Origin of the sequence: Nocardia sp. CA-151230 (assembly GCF_050942175.1) — a bacterium.
Classification (GTDB): Bacteria; Actinomycetota; Actinomycetes; order Mycobacteriales; family Mycobacteriaceae; genus Nocardia.
Window position 1 is genome coordinate 2,778,730 of sequence record NZ_CP192061.1, and the last position, 16,180, is coordinate 2,794,909.

At 69.4% G+C, this 16,180-nt stretch carries 16 protein-coding genes; 7 read left to right on the top strand and 9 right to left on the bottom strand.

Annotation, left to right across the window (positions count from 1 at the left end):
- Positions 1-7 precede the first annotated feature (7 nt).
- Together ACQP1O_RS12700 and ACQP1O_RS12705 are read right to left on the bottom strand one after the other, a co-directional pair.
- Positions 8-307 (bottom strand): DUF1905 domain-containing protein, encoded by a 300-nt coding sequence (locus ACQP1O_RS12700; RefSeq protein WP_433566007.1) that lies wholly within the window; start codon positions 305-307, stop codon positions 8-10.
- Positions 308-348: 41 nt separating this feature from the next.
- Positions 349-1,062, bottom strand: coding sequence for a helix-turn-helix domain-containing protein (locus ACQP1O_RS12705; protein WP_433566008.1), 714 nt, complete (start codon positions 1,060-1,062; stop codon positions 349-351).
- A 109-nt stretch (positions 1,063-1,171) separates the two neighbouring features.
- Between ACQP1O_RS12705 and ACQP1O_RS12710 the strand changes: the two genes are divergently transcribed.
- Positions 1,172-1,741, top strand: coding sequence for a class I SAM-dependent methyltransferase (locus ACQP1O_RS12710; protein WP_433566009.1), 570 nt, complete (start codon positions 1,172-1,174; stop codon positions 1,739-1,741).
- A 155-nt stretch (positions 1,742-1,896) separates the two neighbouring features.
- On the opposite strand, the gene ACQP1O_RS12715 is transcribed toward ACQP1O_RS12710, so the two are convergent.
- The 4 genes from ACQP1O_RS12715 to ACQP1O_RS12730 all read right to left on the bottom strand — a co-directional run bounded on the left by ACQP1O_RS12715 (position 1,897) and on the right by ACQP1O_RS12730 (position 6,976).
- Entirely contained in the window at positions 1,897-2,445 is a 549-nt protein-coding gene (locus tag ACQP1O_RS12715) for a hypothetical protein (RefSeq protein WP_433566010.1), read from the bottom strand.
- Entirely contained in the window at positions 2,445-4,178 is a 1,734-nt protein-coding gene (locus ACQP1O_RS12720; protein ID WP_433566011.1) for a DEAD/DEAH box helicase, read from the bottom strand. The genes ACQP1O_RS12715 and ACQP1O_RS12720 overlap by 1 nt, the downstream gene beginning before the upstream one ends.
- Positions 4,179-4,479: 301 nt before the next feature.
- Positions 4,480-4,674 carry a DUF7455 domain-containing protein gene (locus ACQP1O_RS12725; RefSeq protein WP_033087939.1) on the bottom strand — a complete coding sequence of 65 codons (195 nt, stop codon included), beginning with the start codon at positions 4,672-4,674 and terminating at the stop codon, positions 4,480-4,482.
- Between the two features lie 475 nt (positions 4,675-5,149).
- Positions 5,150-6,976 (bottom strand): acyl-CoA dehydrogenase, encoded by a 1,827-nt coding sequence (locus tag ACQP1O_RS12730; protein WP_433566012.1) that lies wholly within the window; start codon positions 6,974-6,976, stop codon positions 5,150-5,152.
- A gap of 107 nt (positions 6,977-7,083) precedes the next feature.
- On the opposite strand from ACQP1O_RS12730, the gene ACQP1O_RS12735 reads away from it, so the two are divergent.
- From ACQP1O_RS12735 to ACQP1O_RS12745, 3 genes are all read left to right on the top strand, one after another.
- Entirely contained in the window at positions 7,084-7,458 is a 375-nt protein-coding gene (locus ACQP1O_RS12735) for a DUF952 domain-containing protein (RefSeq protein ID WP_433566013.1), read from the top strand.
- Positions 7,459-7,546: 88 nt separating this feature from the next.
- Positions 7,547-8,029 carry a cation:proton antiporter regulatory subunit gene (locus ACQP1O_RS12740; protein WP_433566014.1) on the top strand — a complete coding sequence of 161 codons (483 nt, stop codon included), beginning with the start codon at positions 7,547-7,549 and terminating at the stop codon, positions 8,027-8,029.
- A 4-nt stretch (positions 8,030-8,033) separates the two neighbouring features.
- Positions 8,034-9,221, top strand: coding sequence for a cation:proton antiporter (locus ACQP1O_RS12745; RefSeq protein WP_433566015.1), 1,188 nt, complete (start codon positions 8,034-8,036; stop codon positions 9,219-9,221).
- On the opposite strand, the gene ACQP1O_RS12750 is transcribed toward ACQP1O_RS12745, so the two are convergent.
- The gene (locus ACQP1O_RS12750) at positions 9,120-10,001 is read right to left on the bottom strand and encodes a rhomboid-like protein (RefSeq protein ID WP_433566016.1); all 882 of its coding nucleotides are present in this window, start codon (positions 9,999-10,001) and stop codon (positions 9,120-9,122) included. The two genes, ACQP1O_RS12745 and ACQP1O_RS12750, sit on opposite strands and share 102 nt — an antisense overlap.
- 148 nt (positions 10,002-10,149) lie before the next feature.
- On the opposite strand from ACQP1O_RS12750, the gene ACQP1O_RS12755 reads away from it, so the two are divergent.
- The 3 genes from ACQP1O_RS12755 to ACQP1O_RS12765 all read left to right on the top strand — a co-directional run bounded on the left by ACQP1O_RS12755 (position 10,150) and on the right by ACQP1O_RS12765 (position 13,397).
- Positions 10,150-11,565, top strand: a complete 1,416-nt coding sequence (locus tag ACQP1O_RS12755) for an ethanolamine ammonia-lyase subunit EutB (protein WP_433566017.1) — start codon at positions 10,150-10,152, stop codon at positions 11,563-11,565.
- A 154-nt stretch (positions 11,566-11,719) separates the two neighbouring features.
- Positions 11,720-12,559 (top strand): ethanolamine ammonia-lyase subunit EutC, encoded by an 840-nt coding sequence (eutC, locus tag ACQP1O_RS12760; protein ID WP_433567666.1) that lies wholly within the window; start codon positions 11,720-11,722, stop codon positions 12,557-12,559.
- Positions 12,560-12,800: 241 nt separating this feature from the next.
- Positions 12,801-13,397 carry a YdcF family protein gene (locus ACQP1O_RS12765; protein WP_433566018.1) on the top strand — a complete coding sequence of 199 codons (597 nt, stop codon included), beginning with the start codon at positions 12,801-12,803 and terminating at the stop codon, positions 13,395-13,397.
- A gap of 7 nt (positions 13,398-13,404) precedes the next feature.
- On the opposite strand, the gene ACQP1O_RS12770 is transcribed toward ACQP1O_RS12765, so the two are convergent.
- Together ACQP1O_RS12770 and ACQP1O_RS12775 are read right to left on the bottom strand one after the other, a co-directional pair.
- Positions 13,405-15,006: a Na+/H+ antiporter gene (locus ACQP1O_RS12770; RefSeq protein WP_433566019.1), complete on the bottom strand. Its 1,602-nt coding sequence runs from the start codon at positions 15,004-15,006 to the stop codon at positions 13,405-13,407.
- A 105-nt stretch (positions 15,007-15,111) separates the two neighbouring features.
- Positions 15,112-16,125 carry an MHYT domain-containing protein gene (locus tag ACQP1O_RS12775; RefSeq protein WP_433566020.1) on the bottom strand — a complete coding sequence of 338 codons (1,014 nt, stop codon included), beginning with the start codon at positions 16,123-16,125 and terminating at the stop codon, positions 15,112-15,114.
- Positions 16,126-16,180 lie beyond the last annotated feature (55 nt).

Here is a 16,180-nt window from a genome sequence, read left to right on the forward strand (position 1 = left end):
GCGCGGACTACACCACCTGCAGCTCGACCTCGACCGGGTCGCCCGCGCTCAACCCCTCGGCGACGCGGACGGCCTTCTTCACCGGCAGCACATAGGTTCCGCGTTTGCCGTCGGGAAAGATCGAGGTCGACCATCGGCTGCCGCCGACCGCGACTTTCACCTTCACCGAGCCGAATCCGGAGGCGGTGTGCCCGAAGCGCTCCTCGATCTCGTCGGCGACCGACTCGGGCAGACTCACGAAATGCCAGGAGGCCTGTGCTTCCCATTCCCAGAGTTCGGCGGTGAACGCGTACGTGGAGATCGCCATGGGCCGACGGTAGCCGCCGGGTCCGACAAGGCCGGCCGGGGTCAGCGGGTGAAGTAGCGGGCCGGGGAGACGCCCACCTCGCGGTGGAACGCGGCGATGTAGGCGCTCGGGGTGGCATAGCCGACGCGGGGGGCGATGCGGGCGACCGGCAGTCCGGAAGCGAGCAGTGGGAGCGAGGCGGCCAGGCGTACCTGGGTTCGCCACTGGCCGAAGGTGATTCCCGTCTCGGCGAGGAACCCGCGGGCCAGGGTGCGCGGGCTGATGGCGACCGCGGCGGCCAGCTCGGCGAGAGTGCGCTGGTCGGACGGGTCGGCCTGCAGTATGTCCGCGACGCGGCGGGTGCGTGGCCCGCCGGGGCTCGGCGCGCCGATGGGGATGACTTCGACCGGATCGAGCAGGTCGAAGACGACCGCCTCCGCCCGCTCCCGTCCTGCGTCGGTGGTGGTGTCCGCGGTCAGGTGCAGGAGCAGTTCGTGCATGAGCCGATCCACCCGCAGCATGGTCGGAGCGGGATACGTGACCGGTGTCCGCTCCGGATCCAGGTAGATGCCGTGCATGATCGCGCCGTCGAGGGTGCCGGTGCGATGCGTGGTCCCGCCCGGAATCCACAGCGCGCGTGTGGGCGGCAGCACCCAGTGGCCGCCCATGGTCTCGACGGTGAGGACTCCCCGTGCCGCCCAGGCGATTTGATGCTGCGGATGCTCGTGCTCGTCGAACCAGTGCCCGGCCGGCAGCGTGCCCGCACCGAACACCATGGCCGTCGGACCGGATGGCGCGGCAAGTACCCGAGATTGACCGTCTGGCGACACAATCTGTCACTGTAGTCTCTCGCGGTCATCGCGGCGACGGCCTAGCGTTCCAGGCATGGGGATGAACTACTTTCACCAGCTGCTGTGCCGCTCGAGCATGTGGGAGCGCACCAGCGCCACCCGCATCGTCCCGTGGGCACTGCACGGACTCGACCTCGGCGATCAGGCGCTGGAGGTCGGCCCCGGCTTCGGCGCGAACGTCCGCACCCTGCGCGCCCGCGTCCCGGCGCTCACCGGCCTGGAGATCGATCCTGCGCTCGCCGCTCGCCTGCGCGACCGCCAATCCGGTCGACTGCGCGTCATCGAGGGCGACGGCACCGCGATGCCCTTGCCCGGCAACGAATTCAGCTCGGTCGTCTGCTTCACCATGCTGCATCACGTCCCGTCGCCCGCCCAGCAGGACGACCTGTTCGCCGAGGCCTTCCGCGTCCTGCGCCCCGGCGGCGTCTTCGCCGGCAGCGACGGCCTGGACCGCCTCGTCTTCCGCCTCATGCACCTCGGCGACACCTGCGTCCCGGTCCCGCCCGACACCTTGATGGACCGCCTCACCCGCGCGGGTTTCGCCGATATCGAGATCGAGACCGGCGCAACCATGTTCCGCTTCCGAGCCCGGCGCCTCAGCTGAGGTGGGCGTGCAGGTCCGATCGAACCCGGGCAAGCGCGCCTCGACATCCACGACCTTCGACCGAACCGGGTCCGCCCGCGCCGGCGCGTGGAGGTAGCTCGCGCCGACGCGCTCGGAACCAACGCGGCCCGTATCCGCGTCGGTGGCAGCGGCTGTCAGCCGAAGTAGACCGCCGGATCGAGGGCGTCGATAGGCGTCCAGCGGGGGACCGACACCGGCGTGTCCGTGTCCGTGGCAGGCGGAGCGCTCCGGTAGCCCTGGAGATCCAAGGCGAGCCAGGGATTTTCGTCGATCAGGCGGACCACCGCATAGCAGGTCGCGAGCATGTGGAGGCAGCGGGTGTTGCGGGCGCGGCAGGAGCAGTCGGTGCCCGCGAGGATCGGGGTCACCGAGATCCCCGCGCCGACGACCGCGGCGTGCAGGTCGTCGCCGAGGGTGAGGGCATCGGCGGGCACCACGGCGGCGATGGCGTCGATGGTGGCGCGCGGGAAGGACGTCAGCTCCAGGTGCGTCACCGACGCCTCCGACCCGCGATGAATGTGCGCCCGCACCACGGTGCCCTCGATCTCGGTCCGGACCCCGTTGTTGCGGGCGATGCTGCGCGCGCGGGGGAGCAGCGGCTCGGGTTTGATCAGGCTGAGCGGTTCCGCGAGCCGCACCCAGTCCTTGCCCCACGACGTGTACCCGAATTCGTTGTCCGCCATCAGTTTCCCCGCTTCCGGCGCAGCAGCTCCAGCAGTCGTTCGTCGTCCAGTCGCGCCAGTTCCGCGACTCCGGCCGCATCGCTGAGGTCGGTGAGCGCAGACTTGCGGTCGTGCATGCCCGCGATGTGTTCCTCGATGGTGGTGCCCGAGGTCAGTGTGGTGACGGTGACGGTGCGGGTCTGCCCGATGCGATGCGCGCGATCGGACGCCTGCGCCTCGACCGCCGGATTCCACCAGCGGTCGAAGTGGATGACGTCGGCGGCCCGCGTGAGGGTCAGCCCGGTACCCGCTGCCCGCAGGCTGAGCACCAATATGGGTGGGCCGTCCGGTGATTGGAAGGCCGCGACGATTTCCCCGCGCTGCTGCTGGTTCAGCCCGCCGTGGAAGAACGGCACCCGCACCCCGAACTCCTCGGCACAGTGTCGGACCAGCAGCTCACCGGTCTTGCGGTACTGGGTGAACACCAGTGTGGGCGCGTCCACGTCGAGGTTGTTGGCCAGGATGTCGGAGCAGACGTCGAATTTCCCGGAGCGCCCGGACAGTTCGTCCAGCTCCCCGGTGATCAGCCCCGGGTGGTTGCACACCTGCTTGAGCTCGGTCAGCACCGCCAGCACCCGCGTGTGCCGCTGCGCCCCGGTCCCGAACCCGGCCGCCTCGGCCCGATCGAGCAGCCGGTCGTAGAGCTGCTCCTGTTCGGCGCTCAGATCGCACACCAGATCGCAGTGGATCTTGGCCGGCAGCGCGGCGGCCACCTGGGATTTGCGGCGGCCCAGCACGATCGGCTCGACGGCGTCCCGCAGCCGCAGCACCGCGCTCGCCGATCCCTCGCTGATCGGCCGCACGAACCGCCGCCGGAACTGCGCCCGGTGCGTGAACTCCTGCGGCGCGATCAGATTCAGCAGCGCCCACAGCTCGTCGAGGTGATTCTCCACCGGCGTCCCGGTCAGGGCGATCCGCGCCTCGGCCGGAATTGCCCGCGCCGCCTTCGCCACCTGCGTGTGCGGATTCTTCAGTACCTGCGCCTCGTCGAAAATCACCGTGGCCCACCGCTGTCCCTCCAGCGCGGCGCCGTGCCCGCGCAGGGTGGGATACCCGGTCACCACAATCGCTCCCGGCTCGGCCTCCGGCGCCGGCCCGCCCCGCCAGGCCACCGCGCGCAGTCCGGGCGCGAATCGCTCGATCTCGTGTGCCCAGTTGCCCACGAGTGAGGTTGGACACACTACGAGTTGTGGCCCGTCTCCGGCCTTCCCGAGCAGGTACCCGATGGCCTGCACGGTCTTGCCCAGGCCCATCTCGTCGGCCAGCACCGCACCGCCGTGCACGGCGGTGGTCTCGCGCAGCCAGCTGATCCCGCGCGCCTGATAGGGCCGCAGCTCGGCCTTCAGCCCGGATCGCAGTTCGGCGCCGAGCGCTACGGTGTCCCGCAGCGCCCGCAGGGTCCGCCCCGCCGAGACGACGGCGGTCCCGGTGGCATTCGGGACGGCGTGCGCGGCCACGGGCAGCCGCCGCGCCTCGACCTCCGTCTCGAGGGCCTCGCGGAGCAGATGTATGGATTCCCCAGGGTTTTCGATAGCGAGAATGCATAACTGTTCCGGTTCCACCAGAGCGCATTCCACGTCCGTGACGCCGATGCCGTCCCGGCCGGGAACGGCGAGGGCGAGGGTCTCCACCTCGCCCAGGTCTCGCGGTGCGCTTCCGGTGGCGTGGCCGTTCCACGTCCAGAGCGCGACCATATGTCGATCCTGCAGGTAAGTGGCTTGCGAGGTCTGCGGCACCCATCCGTTTTACCTGCCCGATCTCGCCGTGTGCACATGACGAATCTCGCGTTGCGCGCAGCGGAATCGATGTGTCCTAGGCCACAGCGCATTTCATGTGTCACTGGTCACATCACGCGTCGGACGGTTCCGTACACAGCAGCAGCGGGCGACCTGTTGGTCGCCCGCTGCCGGGTTTTCTGTTGGGAAGATTCAATTGTCGAGCGGGCTCTCGGAGAACGGTGACTCCCGATCGAGTCTCTCCGAGTTGGAGGAGCTGTTACAGCGCCGGCGCCGACTCCGTGTCGATCACGGCCTCGAGCTCACGAAGGCGATCCATGTGCTCGTTGGCGTGATGCTGGCAGAAGAGCAACTCTCCACCGGCAGGAAGGGTTGCGCGCACGCGCGCAGCCGCCCCGCAGCGGTCGCAACGATCGACCGCGGTCAGTGGGGTGCTTGTCAGGGTTCCTGGCATGACTCCTCCGTCCTGGCTCCGGGTGCCTCACGCACCGTTCACCTGGTGTGGGGCCCGCGGTCCAATCCGCGAACCTCGCTACCGCTACTTCCCAGCAGTGGTTCTTGACTACTCTGTCAGACGTTCGGAGCGAGCACTTTGTTCCCGTGCAGTTTCCCGTGTGTTTTCTGTAACACGACCTGCGATTTCGCTGAAAGCGAACAGGTCCTGAGGACTGTCCCCGGAGACTTCGCAACCTCCCGTTCGAACACGCTGATCGAGTTGTCTACCCGGAGACTACCCGGGCACACCGACACTCACACTCCGATTGGTCTCTGTGGCTGGGACGCCAGCAAACCGTAATCAAGGCGGCTGGATTGGAGACCGGCCCGCGACCGGTCCGACCTCGACCCATGGCTGCGCGCCGACACCGCGGTGGCGCACCGGGGTACGGAGCCGTTCGCGCAGCGCGAACGGCGGATTCGCGCCGCGGGGCTCAGAACCAGGACTCGTCGAGTTCCAGGGTGGTGCGATCGCCGGAGTCGAGCAGGTCGAATTGCGGTGTGGTGCGCGGAAGTTCCCAGCGGAAGAAGTACCGGGCGGCCAGCCGCTTTCCCTGCCGGAAGGTCTCCCACTCGGCCGCGTGCGGACGGTCCTGGGCGGACAGCGCGGTGGCGGTGACCGCCTGCTCGAGCCAGATCCAGGCCAGCACCACGTGACCGAACGCCTCCAGATAGACCGCCGAATTGGCCAGGGCCGCATCGGGATTGCCCGCGCGCCACAGGCCCGCCGTGGTGGCCGCCAGGCGGCCGGTGGCGGCCTCCAGTGCGGCGGCGTACTCGGCGAGCTCGGCGTCGGCGGTCGCGATGGCGGCGGCGATGGTGGCGGCCATGGTCTCCAGCAGCGCGGCCAGGGCCGCGCCGTTGTCCAGGGTGACCTGGCGGCCGAGCAGATCCATGCTCTGAATGCCGTGGGTGCCTTCGTGAATCGGGTTGAGGCGGTTGTCGCGGTAGTGCTGTTCGACGTCGTAGTCGCGGGTGTAGCCGGCGCCGCCGTGGATCTGGATGGCCAGATCGTTGGCGGCCAGGCACCACTGGCTGGGCCAGGACTTGGCGATGGGGGTGAGGATGCGCAGCAGGGTGGCGGCGCGCGCCCGATCGGATTCGCCTGCCGCGGTGCGGTGTTCGTCGATCAGTTTGCCGCAGTACAGCTGCAGCGCGAGTGCGCCTTCGGCATAGGACTTCTGGGCCAGCAGCATGCGCCGCACATCCGGGTGCTCGATGATCGGCACCTGCGCGCCGCCGCGGGCGCTGACCGGGCGGCCCTGCGGGCGGGAGCGGGCATAGTCGAGCGACTTGAGGTAGCCGGTGTAGCCCAGCGCGGTGGAGGCCAGGCCGACGCCGATGCGGGCCTCGTTCATCATCGTGAACATCTGGGCCAGACCGTGATTCGGCGCGCCCACCAGATAGCCGATCGCGCCCGGCTCCCCGCCGGGGGTGAAGTTGCCGTCGCCGAACACAGGGGCGGTGTTGACGGTGCCGCGCCAGCCCATCTTGTGGTTGATGCCCGACAGCGCGACATCGTTGTGGACGGTCGGGTTGCCCTCGGCGTCGGGCAGGAGCTTGGGGACCACGAACAGCGAGATGCCGCGGGTGCCCTCCGGCCCGCCCGGAATGCGGGCCAGCACCAGGTGCACGATGTTCTCCGAGAGGTCGTGGTCGCCGCCGGAGATCCACATCTTGTGCCCGAACAGACGGTAGGAGCCGTCGGCGGCGGGCACGGCGCGGGTGGTGATATCGGCCAGGCTGGACCCGGCCTGCGGCTCCGACAGGGCCATGGTGCCGAAGCTGCGGCCCTCCAGCATCGGGCGCACGTAGGCGTCGATCTGCTCCGGGCTGCCGTGCGCGGCAAGCAGATTCGCATTGCCGGTGGTGAGCAGCACGTAGGCGGCGGTGCCGACATTGGCGGCGTGGAACCACGACATGCACGCGGTGTAGACCGAGTGCGGCAGCTGCATGCCACCGATCTCGTAATCCATTGCCGCGCCGATCATTCCAGCGTCAGCGAAGGCCTGCAGCGCCTTGCCGACCGCGGGGATGATGTGCACGCGCTCGCCGTCGAAGGTGGGCTCGTGCAGATCGTTCTCCCGATTGTGCGGCGCGAAGTAGGTGGTGGCCAGGTCCTGGCACAGCCGCAGCACCTGGTCGAAGGTGTCGCGGGAGTGGTCGGCGAAGCGGTCGCGGGCCGTCAGCGATTCCACCTGCAGCCAGTCGTAGAGCAGGAACTCGAGGTCGCGGGCGGACATGATGCTGGACGGATTCATGGTTCCTCGGACGGTCGGGTGCGGGGAGTCGTACCTGCCGGTCTACCAGATGGCGCGGGATCGTCCGAAGGGGCGGGTGAGGCCGCGCACTCACCTACATTGGACGGGTGGGAACCGAACAGGACACGACGCCGCCGACCCTGCTGCACATCTGCTCCCGGGCGGAATGGGAAAACGCCCGCGCCGCAGGCGAATACCGCGCCCCCTCGCTGGCCGAGGCCGGATTCATCCACCTCTCCGCGCCCTACCAGGCCCACCTGCCCGCCAATCGACTCTTCGCCGGTCGCACCGATCTCGTGCTGCTGCATCTGGATCCGGCCCGGCTCGGTTCCCCGGTGAAGTGGGAGCCGGGCGTGCCCACCGACCCGGACTCCATGACCTTCCCGCATCTGTACGGTCCGCTGCCGCTGACCGCGGTCGTCGAGGTCACCGATTTCCTGCCCGGCCCCGACGGATCGTTCGCGCCGCTCACCGCGGAATGACCTGGTGCCCGCATCGAGCAACTCGTGCGGGGGTTTCGCCGGAACGTAGCTCCCCGGTATTCGCGCGGGTTGTCCTAATCTGGACTGCGTGAACGTCGAAGTGACAGCACTGCCCGGTATCGGTGTGCGGAAGGATTTCGAGGTCAGATCGGGGCGGCGGATCGGGGTGGTGGCGCACCGGGACGGTGGCATCGATCTCATCGTGTCGCAGCGGGACGACCCGGACGCGTGCCAGGCCCAGGTGCCTCTGACGACCGACGAGGCGGCGGTTCTGGCCAATCTGCTGGGTGCACCGCAGCTGGTGCAGCAGCTCAAGGAAGAACACTCGGACCTACCCGGGATCACCACCAGACAGCTCACCATCGGCGGCAGTTCGCCGTACCGGGGACGCATGCTCGGCGAGACCGCCATGCGGACGCGGACCAAGGCATCCATCGTGGCGATCATGCGGGCGGGGCAACTGCACCCGTCACCGGGACCTGATCAGGTGCTCGACTCCGGGGACGTGCTCGTCGTCGTCGGCACGCCGCATGGGCTGGACGCGGCCGCTCGCATTCTGGCCGACGGCTGACCCTGTGGATTCGACCAGTCTCGCCCTGTTCGAACTCGGCGCGATCTTGTTCGCGCTCGGCATGCTGGGGCGACTGGCCGCCCGCTTCGGCATGTCGCCGATTCCCCTCTACCTGCTCGGCGGCCTGGCCTTCGGTACGGGCGGCATCGTACCGATGCACGCCGCCGACGAATTCGGGCACACGGCCGGGGAGATCGGCGTCGTGCTGCTGCTCCTGCTGCTCGGATTGGAGTACACCGCAGCCGAATTGGTGACCGGACTGCGCCGCTCCTGGCTGGCCGGTCTGCTCGACATCGTCGTCAATGCCACGCCGGGCGTGGTGGTGGCGCTGATCCTGCACTGGGGCACGGTCGGCGCGGTCACCATGGGCGGCGTCACCTACATCTCGTCCTCCGGCATCGTCGCCAAGGTGCTCAACGACCTGGGCCGCCTCGGTAACCGCGAGACGCCGGTGGTGCTGTCCATCCTGGTGTTCGAGGATCTGGCCATGGCGGTGTATCTGCCGATCCTCACCATGATGCTGGCCGGGCTGAGCCTCGCCAACGGGCTGCGCTCGCTGGCCATCGCGCTGGTGGCGATCACGGTGGTGCTCATCGTGGCGCTGCGCTACGGCCGCTACGTGTCGGCCATCGTGGACAGCAACGATCGGGAAGTGTTCCTGCTCAAACTGCTCGGCGCGGCGCTGCTGGTGTCGGGTGCGGCCTCGGCGCTGAACGTGTCGGCGGCGGTGGGCGCGTTCCTGCTCGGCATCGCCATTTCCGGGTCCACCGCGCAGGAGGCGGCGAAACTCCTCGAACCGCTGCGGGATCTGTTCGCCGCCCTCTTCTTCGTCGCCTTCGGGCTCAGCACCGATCCCCGGGCGATCCCGCCGGTGCTGGGCTGGGCGGTCCTGCTGGCCTTCGTGACCACGCTGACCAAGCTCGGCACCGGCTGGTGGGCGGCGTCGCGGCAGGGCATCCGCCGGATGGGCCGGGTGCGCGCGGGCGCGGCGCTGGTGGCGCACGGCGAATTCTCCATCGTCATTGCCGGCCTCGCGGTTTCGCTGGGCGGTGTGAGTGGGCGGCTGGCCGCGCTGGCCTCGGCCTACGTGCTAATGATGGCCGTGCTCGGCCCGATCGCGGCGCGCCTCGTCGAGCCGGTCGTCCGGTTCGCCCAGCGTGGGCGCCGCCGCATCGATCCCCTCCCCGGTTGAATCCCCGATGGTCGCGGCCGGATTCGCGGCCGCCCGGGCCTCGTGCGCCGCGGCCCTGCGCGCTTGCACCGTGACCAGGCGGTGGGACAGCGCCACCGCGATCGCGCCCACCGTGAAACCGATGAGCAGCGCGAAGAAATGGCCGTAGTCGGTGAAGGTGCGGCCGTGCCAGACGCCGTAGGCGTACCAGACCACCAGGGACAGCGCCCACAGCCAGCGGGCCCGGCCGCGCAGCCGGAAGGTCAGCGCGGCCATCATGGCCGAGATGCCGTAGCTGGGGCCGACATCCGAGGCGAAGGCCACCCGGGTCGGGATCAGCTGCTTGTCGAGCTTGTGGGCGATCCCGATCACGGTGATCAGGGTGGCGCCGACATGACCGGTGGCCACCACCAGGATCCAGCGCAACGACCCCAGCCAGCGCTCGGCCAGCGCCATCAGGGTGATGAGGATGAGAATGTCGCCCCAGGGGAAGCCGCCGTCGGTCCAGAAGGCCGAGGCCACCAGGACCTGGATCGGATCCTTCTGCATATTGCGCAGATTCGTGGAGGCGGAGAAGATCAGCCGCCGGCCCACGATGTCACTGGCTCCACGCAGCGTCCACCAGGTGATGAACAGGGTGAAGGCGTAGGCGATGCATGCCGGTGTGACCGCCAGCAGATTCCGATAGGCCTGGACCGCGCGCCGTAACCGGTGCGGCTGCCGCCACCAGACACCGAGGGTGCGGAACCGCTCGTCGAGATCGACGGTGCGCAGCCAGGGCGACTGATAGGTGCCTGCCATGGCGCCATGGTAGCCCGGGGCCAGGGGCCGTCCTCCACATCGCGGGGAGGAGGCCGGTTCCGCGGCAGTCCGGCGCGCGTAACGCGCGGTAATGCCCGGGGAAAGCGGTGGTTACCGACCGGCAATATGGGCCCGGACCATCGGGAGGGTGATCTTCCATCAGCGCCTGGGCGGCAGCACCTACACCTTCGACGGGCTGGTCGAACTGCTGGCCAAGGCCACACCGCGGCGCAGCGGGGACGAGCTGGCGGGGTGCGCGGCGCACTCCGACGCCGAGCGGGCGGCGGCGCAGTGGGCGCTGGCCGAGGTGTCGCTGGGCGTCTTCCTGGAGGAGCCGGTGGTGCCGTACGAGACCGACGAGGTCACGCGGTTGATCATCGACGGACACGATCGCTGTGCGTTCCAGGCGATTTCGCACTTGACGGTGGGCGGGCTGCGGGACTGGCTGCTCGCGATGGCCGCCCGGCCCGACGCCGCGGCCACCCTGCGGGCCGTCGCGCCCGGGCTCACGCCCGAGATGGCCGCGGCCGTCAGCAAACTCATGCGCAATCAGGACCTGATCGCGGTCGCGCGGGCGGCCGAGGTGCGCTCCGGGTTCCGGACCAGCATCGGGGTGCCGGGCACGCTCGCCACCCGATTGCAGCCCAACCATCCGACCGATGATCCGCGCGGGATCGCCGCGGCGGTGCTGGACGGGCTCCTGCTGGGGTGCGGGGACGCGGTGATCGGCATCAATCCGGCGACCGACTCGCCGCAGGCCACGGCGGATCTGCTGCACCTGCTCGACGAGGTGCGGCAGCGATTCGAGATTCCGACGCAGTCGTGTGTGCTCTCGCATGTCACCACCACGCTCGGGCTCATCGAGGCGGGGGCGCCGGTGGATCTGGTGTTCCAGTCCATCGCGGGCACCCAGGGCGCGAATTCCGGCTTCGGCGTGACCATCTCGCTGCTGCGCGAGGCCAACGAGGCCGGCCGGTCGCTGCGCCGCGGGACCGTGGGCGACAACGTCATGTACCTGGAAACCGGTCAGGGCTCGGCGCTTTCCGCGGGCGCGCACCTGGGCGCCGGCGGCAAGCCGGTCGATCAGCAGACCCTCGAGGCCCGCGCCTACGCCCTCGCCCGCGACCTGGATCCGTTCCTGATCAATACGGTGGTCGGTTTCATCGGTCCCGAATACCTCTACGACGGCAAGCAGATCATCCGCGCCGGTCTCGAGGACCACTTCTGCGGCAAGCTCCTCGGCCTCCCCATGGGGGTCGACGTCTGCTACACCAATCACGCCGAAGCCGACCAGGACGACATGGACACCCTGCTCACCCTGCTGGCCGCCGCCGGCTGCCCCTTCGTCATCGCGGTCCCCGGCGCCGACGACGTCATGCTCGGCTACCAGAGCCTCGCCTACCACGACGCCCTCTACGCCCGGCAGACCCTCAATCTGCGCCCCGCCCCCGAATTCGCCGCCTGGCTCGACGGTCTCGGCATGATGGACTCCACCGGCCGCATCCTCCCCATCGAACCCCTGTCCTCCCCGCTGCGTGCGCTGGCTGCCAAGGGGGCGGCGTGAGCATCGGCGCCACCTCACCACATACCTCGACCGTTGCCCGAAAACAATTCTGCGCGAACAGGATTGGAATGCGGATCGCGCGGAATCCGCCGGTGGCGTCGATCGGGGTCGCCGAGAAGGCAAGCCCGTACCCGGAGGGAGACCAGTGAGCCCGATCGAACCCGTGCGCTCGATCCGCCGCGCCGACGATATTGCCGCGCGAGCGTTCTGGGACGGACTGCGGCGCAGTACACGGGCACGGATCGGTCTCGGGCGGACCGGGGACGCGCTGTCCACCGCGGAGGTGCTGGAGTTCCGGGCGGCCCATGCCGCGGCCCGGGACGCCGTGCACAGCCCGCTCGATATCGCGGTCCTGGCCGCCGAGGTCGCGGATCTCGGGCTCGGTGAGCCGGTGCACGTGCGCAGCAGGGCGAGCGATCGCTCGGAGTATCTGCGGCGTCCGGATCTCGGGCGGCTGCCCGGGACCGATGAACCGGCGGTGCCGCACAGCGGGGCGGACGTGGGTTTCGTTCTGGCAGACGGGCTTTCGTCGAAGGCGCTGGCCGATCACGGGGTTCCCGTGCTCGCGGCGTTGCTCGCGGCGTTCGAGGGGCGGTACACGTTCGCTCCGCCGGTGATCGCCACGCAGGCCCGGGTGGCGCTGGGGGATCACATCGGTGCGGCGCTCGGTGTCCGGACGGTGCTGGTATTGATCGGGGAACGGCCCGGGCTCTCGGTCGCCGACAGTCTCGGGATCTATCTCACCCATTGCCCGCGACCCGGACGATCTGATTCCGAGCGGAACTGCATCTCGAATATTCATCCTCCCGACGGGCTCTCGTATGCGCGTGCGGCTCACGTCGTCACGGGGTTGGTCGATGGTGCTCGTCGGCTCGGCCGGTCGGGGGTCGATCTGAAGGACACGTCGGCCGATCGCCCGCTCACCGATGCGGACGCGCTCTCGGTGGGAGCGCGACGGCCCGTCGAGTCGGCAGACGGTGGTGCCGGCTTGTAGACCGGTGGTGGTGGGCACCCACTCGGTGACCGTCGTGGCGTCCGGCGCGGCAGCACGGTGAGTGACCGGCACACCTGTGCCGACCAGTGCCGGAGCCGACAACCGCAGCACCTACTTCGCCTTCCGAGCGAATCCGCTGCCGCCCGGCCCCGCCGCCGGCGCGGGAAGTACTGTTCACCCGGGCTTGTGGCAGGCCGCTCGAACAGGGCCGACTCGGCGCGGAGCAGGAGGTACAGGCGGGATGCGACGATGGCGAGTGGTACCGGCGCTGGCGGGAACCGCGGTGCTGGTGCCGTTCCTCGGTTTCACCGGCTATACGGTCGGCCGGGCGCGACGGCCCGCGCGACCGGGCGCGGACGTGGTGGTCGTTCTCGGTTGCCGGCTGCGGCACGATCGCGTTGCACCGATGCTTGCCAGGCGTCTGAACCGGGCGCTCGAGGTGGTGGGGGAGGAACGCCGCCGGGGGCGTGCGCCGCTGCTGGTGGTGTCGGGCGGGCAGAGCGGGCGCGAAACTGTGGCCGAGGCCGAAGCGATGGCTGATTATCTTGTGGCACAGGGCATTTCGGGTGACAGCATCCTGCGGGAGAAGTGGTCCCGCAATACCGAGGAGAACCTGCGGTTCACCGTCCGGGAGTTACGCGGGCGCGGCATCGATCCGGAACAGGTGCGAATGACCGTGGTCACCAGTGACTTTCACGTGTTGCGGACGGCCGGGCTGGTCCGGCGGCTGGGGCTGCGCGCCCAGGTCACCGGCGCGCGTACCTCCCGGCTGCTGACCCGAAAATCTTTCCTGCGGGAATTCGTCGCCGTCCTGGTGAAGCTGGGCCGGACCGGGTAGCGGTCGGTCACCGGCGCAGATCCAGCCGGCGCATGACCCGGTCCACCACATCGGGCGGGACCCCCGGTTCGCGGCGCGCGGCCAGCGCCTCGGCCCGGCCCGCCTCCAGCACGTCATTGGTGATGGACCGCATCTTCGTGGTGAAGGCCAGCGTGCGATCTGTGTGCGTCCGGGGATTGCCCTCGGCGGCCTCCGGATCCGCCTGGGCCAGACGGCGTTCGAAGCTCGTGCGCAGCCGGTCGTAGACCTCCTCGGGCAGGTGCTCGGTCTCCGAGATCTCCTTGAGCCGGGCCAATTCGGCCTCCAGCACCCGGGTCCAGAGCTGGCGTTCGAAGGCGCGCTCGGTGCCGGTGTCGGCGTGCACGCCGGTCGCCCGCACCACGGCGGGCAAGGTCGGGCCCTGCAGGAGCAGCGTGAACAGCACGACCGCGATGGCGGTGAAGAGGATTTCGGTGCGGCCCGGGAACGGTTTTCCGCTGTCGGTCGTGAACGGCACGGCCAGGGCCAGCGCCACCGTGGCGACCCCGCGCATGCCCGCCCACCAGGTCACCACGGTCTCGCGCCAGGTGTAGGGCTCGTCCTTGTCGCGGGTGCGCCACCAGGTTCGGAAGATCGTGGTCGTGGTCAGCAGCCAGACCAGCCGCAACCCCACCACCACCGCGATGACCACCGCCGCCCCGCCGATGAAGCGCGGCCAGTCGGGTCCGGCATCACGCAGCACCGTGCTCAGCTCGAGTCCGATCAGGCCGAAAGCGAAACCGGTGACCAGCATTTCGGTGATTTCCCAGAAGGAGTCGCCCACCAGCCGGTAGTCGCTGTCGCTGAAATCTGTTGCGGCATGGGTGAGATACATCGAGCACACCAGCACCGCCAGCACCGCCGAGCCGCCCCGCGACTCCGAGAGCCCGTAGGCGGCGAACGGCAGCAGCAGGCCCAGCGCCACCCGCCAGGCGGCCTCGTCCAGTCGCTGCATGAGTTTGCTTCCGGCCCAACCGAACAGCAGCCCGACCACCACCCCGACGAACGCCGAGACCAGGAAATCGAGGAATGCGCCCCAGGCCGAGAAGGAACCGGTCACCACGGCCTGAATCGCGGTGGTGTAGAGGACGATCGCGGTCACGTCGTTGAACAGGCCCTCGCCCTCGAGCACCGCGACCAGCCGCCGGGGCAGGCCCAGCTTGCCTGCCAGCGCCGAGACCGCCACCGGATCCGGCGGCGCGACCAGGGCGCCGAGCGCGACCGCCGCACCGATCGGCACGGCCGGATACCAGAGGTGAAAGGCCCAGGCCACGGCCGCCGTGGTCACGATGACCAGCACCACCGCGCGCAGGCTGATGGCCACCCAGTTCTCGGCGAACTGCCGCCAGGACGTGCGCCGCGCGGCCGCGTACAGCAGGGGCGGCAGCACCAGCGGCAGGATGAGTTCGGGATCGATCTCGATATTGGGCACCTGCGGAATCAGGGCCAGCACCACGCCGAAGGCGGTCATGAGCACCGCCGGGGCCTGGCCCAGCCGCCGTCCGAGCGGCTGGGCCAGGATGGTCGCGAACAGGACCGCGAAAATCAACTCCAGCTGGTGGTGCTCCACGGCAGTCAGTTTGCTGCCCATGTGCCCGAAAGTCGAACACCGGAACCGGATTCTCAGCGAACCGGGTCGGCAATTCTCAGCCTGCCCGGTCGAGAATGGAGATTGCCCACAGTCGGGCGGGTGCGGCTATGAGTAGCGGGTACTGCGCTGCGGCGGAACCGGATTCCGGTCGGGGCGCGCCGCCGGGCCGCCGGCCGCCGGGTAGAACTGGTCCGAACGCCAGTCGCCGGGCGGGGACATCTCGTGGCGGCCGGGCGCCTGATAGTCGGCGGCCGGTGCGTACAGGCCCGCGGTCCGGTAGTCGCGGGGACCGAGTTCGTCCTGGCCCGAGCCGCGCGTGTCGGCCACTGCCGAGGCCGCCCGCAGCGACCAGCCGGCGCGCGTCGCCGGTTCGGGCCGTTCCGGTTCGGGCATCATGGAGCGCTCGTCCACCTCGGTGAGGCCGACGTGAATGAGCAGGACGAGCGTCACCATGCTGACGCTGATCATCAGCGGGGCCAGCAATTCCATCGGGCCCGCGCCCTTCGGGGTGGCCGGATTGTCCATGTGGTGCGCGCTCATCGACGCCATGCCCGTGTAGTGCATGCCGCAGACCGCGACACCCATGATCAGGGCCGCGCCGATGGTGGCCCAGATACCGGTGATGACCAGCGTGAACCACAGTGCCACGGTGGCCGCGACCACCGCGATAACCATGGACAGCGTGACGATGCCGGCGTTGTAGTCGATCATCGCGTCGGACCGCATGGCGTACATGCCCGAGTAGTGCATGGCGCCGACGCCCAGCCCGGTGACCGCGCCGCCCGCGAACAGTGACAAGCGGCCGAATGGCTCGCGGGCCACGATGAACAGGCCCATCCACACCACGGTGACCGAGATGACCGCGCTGAGCAGGGTGAGCGGCACGTTGTACTTGACCACCGCACCGCGGATGGTGAAGCCCAGCATGGCGACGAAGTGCATCACCCAGATGCCGGTGCCGCCGATGGCCACGGCCGCCGAGACGAGCCAGCCGCTACGTCCGTCCCCGGCCCGGGCGCGTGCCGTACACCGCAGACCGAGCAGGGATCCGGTGACGGACATGATGTACGCCAGTACGGGGGTGATCCAACCGTAGCTGAAGTGGTGAATTTCCAGCACTCGAACTCCATTGCCAGAACAGGGGTTTCGCAATCGCGGAGGCGACGACGGCACA